Below are 9,923 nucleotides of genomic sequence, written 5' to 3' on the forward strand. Positions count from 1 at the left end.
ATGGATGAAAATACAGCATTTGAGCTTAGAAGTGAAGAAGTACAGGATATATTGACCAAAGTACCACATTGGATAATTAGATGGGGCACTTTTCTGATATTTACCATTATTTTAATGTTTTTTTTTGTCTCATGGTTTGTTAGGTATCCTGATGTTATTAATAGTGAGATATTAATAACAACTAACATCCCACCGGAAAAAATTATTTCAAAATCGTCAGGGCGTATTGAAGCTATTTTGGTGAAGAACAAAACTCACGTAAAAAAGGATACTCCTTTGGCCATTATAGAGAATACGGCTAATTACAAAGATGTTTTTTTATTAAAAAGGATTGTAGAAAATTACGATATAAATGATTTGCAAAAGACATTTCCTTTTAAGTTGTTAAAAAATACCAGACTTGGTGAAATTGAAAGTACGTTTGCTGTTTTTCAAAAAGATTATCAAATCCAGGAACTTAACAATCAGTTACGCCCTTTTGAAATTGAAATGAAAGCACAAAATTCAGAAAATATCCAGATAAGGGAAAGATTGTCAATAATGGAGCAACAGAAAATAATCAATGAAAGTGAGCTTGCATTGCAAAGAAATGAGATAAAGCGTTTCGAAATTCTATTCGGCAAAGGAATAATTTCTGCTCAGGAAATGGATTCCAGAAAACTAGGATATCTTCAGGCAGATAAAAGTTATAGAGGGCTTTTGAGCTCAATTTCACAGCTCAAATCATCATTGATTAGCAATACAAAAGTAAGTCAGAATTCTAATATTAACAATACTAAAGAGGAAGTTAACCTAGATCGAAATGCAGCACAGTCATTTTATCAACTCAGAAAAGCGATAAGAGAATGGGAACTGACTTATACATTAAAATCCTCTGTTAATGGAATAGTAACTTTTCTGCAGGTATGGAATGAAAATCAGACTATAATTGCCGGTGAGAATGTTTTTTCGATAATTCCTCTTAAGAAAAGTGTGTTTGTTGGAAAAGTAAAGGCCCCTGCCTTAAATTCAGGAAAACTCAGAGTTGGACAAACTGTAAATATTCGGTTATCCAATTATCCCGATCGAGAATTCGGAGTCTTGATTGGAAAAATTAAGAATATCTCATTAATTCCTGATAAAGATGGAAACTTACTTTTGGATGTAGAACTTAAAAATGGACTTGTAACATCTTATCATAAGAAAATCATATTTCAGCAGGAAATGAAAGGGAATGCAGAAATTGTGACCGAAGATATGCGATTATTACAAAGGATTATGTACCAGTTTAAAAGTATTTTTTGAACTTGCTAATTTTTGAAGATGTATTTGCAAGGAAAAAAAATTAAAAACACTTTAGTTTTTTATTATTTTGCATAAGCAAGGTGGAATATCGAATTATAAAAACATATTAAATAATCAAAATAATGCGAAAAGAAAGGATCAGTTTTAATTTCATAAAATATTTTATCTCCGCCTTAAGTGTACTTATAATTTCGAGTTGTAAGGTATCTGATCAGGACGTTAAGAAACACAATTATATCTTTGGTCAAAGAAACAGTGGTGATTTATTATATAACGATTTGATAAAAATTTCTATCGACCTCCCAGACTTGCTTTCTTATAATAAATTGACGCGATCAAAGGAAAATAAACTTAAAAAAGAGGTTAAAGAAATCACAGATATCGGTAACACAGATTTGTTTTTAAGTTATCAAGCAGATAAAAATACTGAAATAAATTATTTTTTTGATCAAATAGCCAATCCAGCCGATACAATTGTCCATGAAAAACTTTTGGGTAGAGATACGATCAGTGGAGTTACAACATATATAAAGCAAAGGGGGAGTAAAAGAGTAATCCTGATGACAAAAACAAAAGATAAAAATAATGAATTGAAAATTACCAATGAGGCTTTAAGGAGAATTTCTTTAGATACTTCTAACTTAAGTAAGTTATCCTATATGAATTTATATAATTTCTACACCATTGCGCCTCATAAAAATTTTCTGCAGGGAAGAGAAAAAATTAGAACAGCACCAATTACTGATCCTAATAAATTAATGTTCAAAGAAGCATTGTACATTACTCTCAACTCATTTATGTCAAATAATAAGGAATATGATTTATTGATTAAGGATTATGAGAAAAATAAAACTAATTTCAAAGAAGTAGTAGGTAATGCTTTATTTTCGAACGAAGTTAAAAAAGATAAAGAGGTTTACAATACCATTGACAAGCTGGCCAAAAACAATCAGATCTTAATATTAAATGAGGATCATTTTTATCCGGGACACAGATTATTTGCTATGACATTGTTGGATATTTTAAAACGGAATAATTTTAAAATTATATCATTTGAAACATTTGTTCCTAATACGGAAAATAGTCCTGAAGTTATTCCAAATTCCAGAAATGGTTTTTATATTAAAGATCCTTATTTTGGACATTTTGTCAGAAAAGCTAGTGCTATGGGATTTGAATTGTTGGGACATGAAAATTATGACCGCCAGCTGGATAGGGAAATGGGACAAGCTAAAAACATTATGAAAATATTGGAAAATGATCCTCAGGCAAAAATATTTATATATGTAGGTCATGGTCATCTTGAAGAAGAGGGGGAAAGAAGAGCCATGGCTAGTTATTTAAAAGAATATTCGAAGATTGATCCTGTTACGATAAATCAGGAAACTGTTACGGCTGATGTAAAACATGATCTGGTTTTATTGCCAAAAGCAGTATTTGCTCAAGACTCTTTAATGAAATCGAGTGCAGATTATTTTTTGATAAATAATTTGCATGCAAGTCTTGAATCCGTGTACACAGATAAGGTTTTTAAAACCATAAAATTAAAAAACAGTGCATTTGAAAGTTTTAAGAATCAGGAGCTTTTGGTAGAAGTATTTTCTATGGAGGAGTATAGTAAGACCAATAATGAAAGCGTATTAATACCAATACAATCGATTCTGATGATCCCGAAAAAGGATGAAATTACAGTTAGCTTGCCACTCGGAAGATATTATATAACCGTTAAATCTGTTGATGGTGCACTTTTTAAATTTAACAATTTTTCAATAGAATAAGATTGTTGAACTAAATTGTAAACGATTTTTTATAGTTTAGATTTGTACAAAAAAGATTAGTGTTACAGATTGGGTGATATTATAATTTAATTACTTAATTGGCTGAAAATGATGAGTGAATTTTAATTATTGAATAGAAAAGAGACGATCAACAGATCGTCTCTTTTTGTCTTTAAATATGTCTTAAAATGCTTTTGAATTACCTTAGTGTTTCAAATTAGGTCATGAAAGTAAAATGTAATTTTTGTAATGGTACATACATATTTTATTTTTTTGGATTGCTTTCATTTTTAATTCTGACCAGTGAGCAAGAAGTCGGTTAGAGAGATTGGTTTATTTAAAGGTGTTAGTTAGTTAGTTAGTTAGTTAGTTAGTTAGTTAGTTAGTTAGTTAGTTAGTTAGTTAGTTAGTTAGTTAGTTAGTTAGTTAGTTAGTTAGTTAGTTAGTTAGTTAGTTAGTTAGTTAGTTATGTTTTTCTCTTGGCCCTTTTTTTCATTTGTTTATTGTTGTTTTGACCGGTGAAGGGGGAGTTGGTGGAGGAGTGTGGTTGTTTTAAATGATTGGATTTATTATATACTAATTTTATTGGATATTTAAAAGGATATAATTGTCTTGATTCAGAAATATCCAGTAACTACGGAAAACCGTAAAAATCTAATAAATGCTTTCTTTATGTTTGCCTGAAACATAACTATTCAATCATGATGAAAAAACTATTTTATTACACTCTTTTATTTCTTACAGTAACAGTGGCAACCAGTGCGCAGACTAATAAACTGGTGGCTAGCTGTTGCGAGACAAAAAAGGAAATGGCGGGAAGATGCACGGGGAGCGCTTACTGCAGTGCCTGTTCCAACTGCAGCAGGTGTGCGCATTGTTCCAGTGGCGGAAGCTGCGGGGTATGCGCTTCGTATTCTCCGCCTGTTAGATATTCTCCTCCACGGGTAACTACTCCTTCTTCTAAAAGTAAGAAGTCTAGTCAATCTAAAAGAACAGAAGTAGTTTCTTTTACTTCCGAGGCGTCCGTCAAAGCAAAGACTAAGAAAGAAGCAGTAGTCAAAAAAGCTGCTGTCATCTATCATCCTGAGGATATGGTTGCTGTAGGTTCTGAAACACTGAAGCTGCGCGAAGAGCCAGGTACTGAAGCTGCTGTAATAGAAACCCTTGAAAGATATGATCTTTTGATGGTCATAGCCGTTGACGGTGAGTGGCTGCAGGTGAAGGTGATACAGTCCGGGAACTATGGATATGTGAAAGCAGAGTATGTCTATAAGATGTAGAATGTGGAATTCACATTTGCTTTTTGTAGATAAAGTAGTATTGTCTCTAAATAATGAACAACTTTTTTGAATTAAAAACTTAGGTAGTTACGATGTTCAATTCTATCAGATCTATCTATTGTTAGTTTATTTTTAATGCTAATAAATTTAAATATACCAACAAATATCTTATGAAAATAAATCTACTTATAATTTTCACATTGTTTGCAGCCAACATCAATGCTCAAAATCGAATGGATGAACCATTGCCAATAATAACAAAAAAAAGTAGCGCATTAATATTAGCTACCGGTTGGTTAAAAAACTCCTCTGGACAATGGATAAGCGGAAAAAATAAAATACCTCAAGATCTTGGTGAAAATCAAAAGCTTTTAGGTAACTATGAGTCGTATGGTTTAGGTACTGACAATTTTAATTCGCTTGAAATAAAAGACGTAAAAATTGCTGATAGCACATATACAATTATAATTAAAAAATACAGGGACGGTTTTTATACTTACAGTTCAATACAAAAAGGCTGGAACAATAAAGTCAGTTGTAAATACTATGTGGTATCAAAGGCAGAATTAGCTAATGCATACAAGTTAACACCTGATTATCTAAATAAAACAACAATGAGAATATTATATGAGGGCACTTTGATGTTTATTAATACTCAAACCTTCAATGATACGAATATATCAAAAGACCTGGCATCTAATGTTAAGCAGAATTCACATAATCGAGATTTTTTTGAACATAGATTAGGTTTGAATATATATTACTTTAAAGCAAAAAACCTTGTGCAATTTTACCTATACGATGCCAATTCTTATAGTATGGATATGGAATATGAAGATGATGAAAGTCAGAAAGCTACAAAGTATTATGAAACAGATGCCATAACCTTCAAAAAATTTCTAAATTTTTCAGTTCTATAAAAAATTATATTAAATCCTTAATATACTCAAACTTATGAATTGAAACTTATAAAAACTGGTGAGGAATCGTAACTGCAGCAACACCTAATTGGTATCCCGGATTTTTTCCATGGGATGCATTAGGTTGTGAAATCCATCAGCACTGGATGAATGGCAGCGGGGTCAGTGTAAGTAGGGTCGAGGGCTATTGGGGAGATTACGTGTGAGCTAATGATGGGATCAATAATAGATTAAAAAATGCCGCTGGAGAGTTGGTGCTCGAAATGGAGAGAACACATAAAACTAAATATGCATATGCTTCTGGAAATAATTCAATTGAGATACAAAATGGATATTTCAGCGGTTATGAATTGCTGCATGGCACAAAATATTTCAGTTTTGCCACAAGAGGAGAAAAAGATTATGAAACTGCAATTAGATGGAGCCAGAGCATTAGTGTTAATTCTGCGGATATCAAAAATGGCAATTTTGAGGCTGGAGTGCCAATACAAAGTTCAAGAAGAGGAATTAGACGATAATTATTATATTGTCATGTTTTGCTAAATAATACATTTTAAGACATGGTTATTTAAAATTATAATCATAGGTTTACATCTATCATCTTTATTAAAATAATGGAAGAGATCATAAATTATTATCCAAAAAAAAAATAAAATCTCTACAGATAGTACATCTGTTTTTAGTAAAATTAGAGAAGTCATTACAGCTAAAGAATATAGGAGAGAAGCTATTGTAAACCGCAAAGTGCACGGAATTTCATTTCATATAAATGAAAATCATTTTTCTATTGTCGTTTACCTTTATAATGAACATAGATATTCTTTTCATATATATAAAAATAGTTCTCGCACCTTTCCTGATAAATTTTATATTGCTTATGATTTTGATACATTCGATCTCATATTGGATTATAAAATTTTTGATGATAAAGGTAAAAGATATCATTACGAAGGATATGATTTTACGAGGGAAGATTTGAATTATGATGAAAAAATAGAATACAGTTCCGAAGTGCTGCAGATTTATTTTGATAATAAGGAAACCTTTTATGATAGAGGTTTGTTTGTACATTCCTATTCGAGTCACAACAATCCGTTTGGTCTCACTCGCGAAGCAGACGAAGCGCGTTTAGGAAAAGCATTGTATGGATATTTGGTTCAGGAAAGCATGAAAGAAGTATTAGGGCATACGGTAGAGGATGATTTTATGGAAAAATATGTGCTTCAGAACGAAATTGCTAAAAAAATCATTGCTGAAGATCAAATTGAAAATCCAATAAAATATATCGCAGGCGTTGGCGTGGCGTATGACGATATAGATCAAAAAATGGTTTCGGCTATAATGGTGATGGATATTGAAACGCAGGAAATTGTTGATCAGGCATTTTCGGAATCAGAAGATGTTAGTATTCATGTTCCTGATTTGTTTGCCTATAATGAAGTTCCTTCGGTTTTGAAGACATTTGCAAAACTCAAAATTAAGCCTCAATTAATCTTTTGTGACGGACACGGTATTGAACATCCAAGAAATGTTGGCTTAGCAACTCATTTAGGAATCGAATTGGATATACCGACACTCGGCTGTCCGAAGAAAAGACTTGTTGGATATTATGATAAAAACAGTTTAGGATCCTTAAGAGGAAGTAGCGAAGAGTTGTTTTTTGATGATGAAATTGTGGGCAAAGCCTTGCGGACCCAGGAAAACAGTAATCCGGTTTTTGTTTCCATCGGGCATAAAATGTGTCTAGAAACGGCAGTAGATTGGGTTTTAAAAACAACAACCCATACCAGAGTTCCTGCCGTAGTGCAGCAGGCTGTTGATCTTACAGAAAGGCTTTTACCGCAAAGAATCAGATATGATTTTCAAGATGATGAGGAAAATAGATATGGGATATTAGTCTAAAAAAACAAAGATTTAATAGAACATAAAAAATCAGGAGTATTTGGCCAAAGCTTTTGAATCTTTTAACAGATGGTTCGAATTCTGTAACGTCACGATCGCTGGAAATTGAAAATCCACAAATTTAATAACTCGTTAGACTTCTGTTATTAAATGTGAGCCTCAATGGGATTCTAACTAATAGCGTTTACATCAAATCTTGATCTGCTGCTTTGGAGTTTTTTGATAGATTTCCAGTTAGTTAGTTAGTTAGTTAGTTAGTTAGTTAGTTAGTTAGTTAGTTAGTTAGTTAGTTAGTTAGTTAGTTAGTTAGTTAGTTAGTTAGTTAGTTAGTTAGTTAGTTAGTTAGTTAGTTAGTATTTTTCTTTTATTCTTTTAGGCCGTTTTTATTGTTGTTTTGACCGGTGAGAGAGAGGTTGGTTGGGAAGTTTCGTTGATTTTAAAAGTCTCGTTCAGATCATTAGGAGGAGAAAGGGTGATTCAAACAAAAAATATTCGCATCACATTTTAATGCTAATGTTATAAATTTCTGCCTTCTTTGCAAGAACCAACCTTAAAGTTTAAAATGCTGCGAATAAGCTGTAAATTCGCCTTAGTATTTTGTGGTATAAAAGATATCAAGTCCATAAGAAACGCTGGTATTTTTATCATATGAAATTTAAAAGCCGAATTGAAAAATTAGAATTCGGCTTTTATTATAATTGCTGTATTTTTTTAAATTACTTCGTTTTCGTAGGACGCACTTCTATTTTGCTTGGCAGTACATTAGGATTCATTCTCAGAAGGTCTACAACCATCTGTCCTATATCTGCGGGCTGGATTTTCCACTGGTCATTTTCATCGGGCGTATGACCGTTAAAGTTTGAGGCGGTCGAACCGGGCAGAATGGTGGTGCATTTTACGTCGTAATCGCGCAAATCCAGCATGGCGGCCTGGGTAAAGCCTACCAGTCCGAATTTTGACGCATTGTAGGCAGCTCCTTTGGCAAAAAAGTTAGCTCCCGCCAGCGATGCAATGGAGATGTAGTAACCTTTGTTCGCTTTGAGCTGGGGGGCTGCTGCTTTCAGGGTATGAAAAGCGCCGGTAAGATTGGTATCAATCATAGAATTCCAGTCCTCCAGTGATATCTCATCTATGGGGGCAAATTTTCCTATCCCAGCATTGGCAATGACAATATCCAGTTTTCCGAATACAGATACAATCTGTTTGACGGCTTTAAGTTCGTCATCAAAATTTCTGACATCAGACTGCAGGACCAGCACGTTCTGTTTTCCCAATGCCTGCTGCGCCTTTTCAAGGGCTTCTATATCCCTTCCCGATACCGCTACTTTTACGCCCTTTTCCACTAAGGCTGCTGCGATGCCCAGACCGATGCCTTTTGAGGCTCCGGTTATATAGGCCACTTTGTTCTCTATGTGCTGCATTTTTATAAGATTTGTTTAGTTTTTAATGTCCTTTTAAGCTTAGGGCTTTGTCTATGCTTTGTTTTTAAGAAGACGCTTTAATGAAATGCGATAAATTTCCATTAATGATTAATTAAGAGTGGCTGTTAATGGCAAAAGACTTGCTAGTACCCTTTCCAATATTTTATCTGCCACCTTGCTGAGCTATTGGTATTTATAATTTTCTTCACTCATTTTTACGCAGTCTGCGATTCTGATCAGCGTTCTTTTGGTCACATTTCCTTTAGGGTCAAAATCATACTCGTAATAGGCGGCATAACCATTTTCATTTTTTAAATTTAGAACTAAATTTCTGCTTGACCTGCCCAGATAGGGAGTCCCGAAATTAGTATTGCCTATAGAATTAGTGGTGTTCTTAGAATATTCATATTCAAGAATCCCAGAATTCTCCCAGACTTCTCCTTCTTGGTTCACCCTTCTGTTCTTTGTGCTTTCTTTTGTTAAATTGCCATTCTTGTATTCGTATTCGGTCGTGCTGGTAGTGGAATAGGTTACATAATCATCAAATAATATTTCCTTTATTAAAAAGCCGTCTTGATTATAGCTGCGTGTTAAGCGGTTTGTGAGCGCGTTTGTCTTAGAAAACTCATTCACTGCCACATCTTTTTCGAACAGGCCGTTTCGGTTTAGAATAATCTTTAACCAGCTGCCATCTGCAGTACTCACAATACTGTCCTGGTAATACGCATAAGTTACCGGTTTTTGATTCAGATCATTAATCTTGTTCAATTCTCCTTTTTCATTTATTTCATACTGGCTTACGATTTTCTTTATTAACCTATTCTTATTGTCATATTGATAATTGATTTTGGTAGCATATTTACCGCTGGCATTGCTGTATTCGCTGATAAGAAGGGGAGTCTTTTGAGCATAAGTTTTTAAGAAAGGAAAGATTATGGAAATAAGAATTGCTATATAAAGTTTTTTCATGCTTTTTATACTTTTTTATTAAATCTGATTTCAGGTCAGCGAAGAGCTGCAGGCAGAAATAGAAAACGAATATAAAAATTAACTTTAAGCTGCTGAAAAAAAAGTTGTTTTAAAAATTTAAATTCTGATGGTCTTGCGATCAATAAAAAAAGACGGCATTTATTTTGAAACAGCTAGCAGACAACTGCACTTATATGATATAAAAAAACGGAAGAATAAATAATTTTAGTGAATCAAATAGTTAGTTAGTTAGTTAGTTAGTTAGTTAGTTAGTTAGTTAGTTAGTTAGTTAGTTAGTTAGTTAGTTAGTTAGTTAGTTAGTTAGTTAGTTAGTTAGTTAGTTAGTTAGTTAGTTAGTTAGTTAGTTAG

8 protein-coding genes are annotated in these 9,923 nt (G+C 33.1%); 6 read left to right on the forward strand and 2 right to left on the reverse strand.

The annotated features are described in order from the left end of the window. The 6 genes from ACFS3A_RS17465 (at window position 1) to ACFS3A_RS17490 (ending at window position 7,164) form a co-directional block, all read left to right on the forward strand. Complete coding sequence (locus ACFS3A_RS17465; protein ID WP_379826852.1) at window positions 1-1,284, forward strand: HlyD family secretion protein; 1,284 nt, start codon at window positions 1-3, stop codon at window positions 1,282-1,284. A gap of 278 nt (window positions 1,285-1,562) precedes the next feature. Next, window positions 1,563-3,062, forward strand: a complete 1,500-nt coding sequence (locus tag ACFS3A_RS17470; protein ID WP_379826854.1) for a hypothetical protein — start codon at window positions 1,563-1,565, stop codon at window positions 3,060-3,062. Window positions 3,063-3,763: 701 nt separating this feature from the next. Further along, window positions 3,764-4,342 (forward strand): SH3 domain-containing protein, encoded by a 579-nt coding sequence (locus ACFS3A_RS17475; RefSeq protein WP_379826856.1) that lies wholly within the window; start codon window positions 3,764-3,766, stop codon window positions 4,340-4,342. 170 nt (window positions 4,343-4,512) lie between these two features. Further along, the gene (locus tag ACFS3A_RS17480) at window positions 4,513-5,262 is read left to right on the forward strand and encodes a hypothetical protein (RefSeq protein ID WP_379826857.1); all 750 of its coding nucleotides are present in this window, start codon (window positions 4,513-4,515) and stop codon (window positions 5,260-5,262) included. Between the two features lie 263 nt (window positions 5,263-5,525). Next, window positions 5,526-5,780 carry a hypothetical protein gene (locus ACFS3A_RS17485; protein ID WP_379826858.1) on the forward strand — a complete coding sequence of 85 codons (255 nt, stop codon included), beginning with the start codon at window positions 5,526-5,528 and terminating at the stop codon, window positions 5,778-5,780. Between the two features lie 385 nt (window positions 5,781-6,165). Beyond that, window positions 6,166-7,164 carry an endonuclease V gene (locus tag ACFS3A_RS17490; protein ID WP_379826859.1) on the forward strand — a complete coding sequence of 333 codons (999 nt, stop codon included), beginning with the start codon at window positions 6,166-6,168 and terminating at the stop codon, window positions 7,162-7,164. A 716-nt stretch (window positions 7,165-7,880) separates the two neighbouring features. On the opposite strand, the gene ACFS3A_RS17495 is transcribed toward ACFS3A_RS17490, so the two are convergent. Together ACFS3A_RS17495 and ACFS3A_RS17500 are read right to left on the reverse strand one after the other, a co-directional pair. After that, entirely contained in the window at window positions 7,881-8,585 is a 705-nt protein-coding gene (locus ACFS3A_RS17495; protein ID WP_379826860.1) for an SDR family oxidoreductase, read from the reverse strand. A 183-nt stretch (window positions 8,586-8,768) separates the two neighbouring features. Beyond that, window positions 8,769-9,554 (reverse strand): hypothetical protein, encoded by a 786-nt coding sequence (locus ACFS3A_RS17500; protein WP_379826861.1) that lies wholly within the window; start codon window positions 9,552-9,554, stop codon window positions 8,769-8,771. Window positions 9,555-9,923: the final 369 nt, after the last annotated feature.

Origin of the sequence: Flavobacterium notoginsengisoli, assembly GCF_042686225.1 — a bacterium.
GTDB lineage: Bacteria > Bacteroidota > Bacteroidia > Flavobacteriales > Flavobacteriaceae > Flavobacterium > Flavobacterium notoginsengisoli.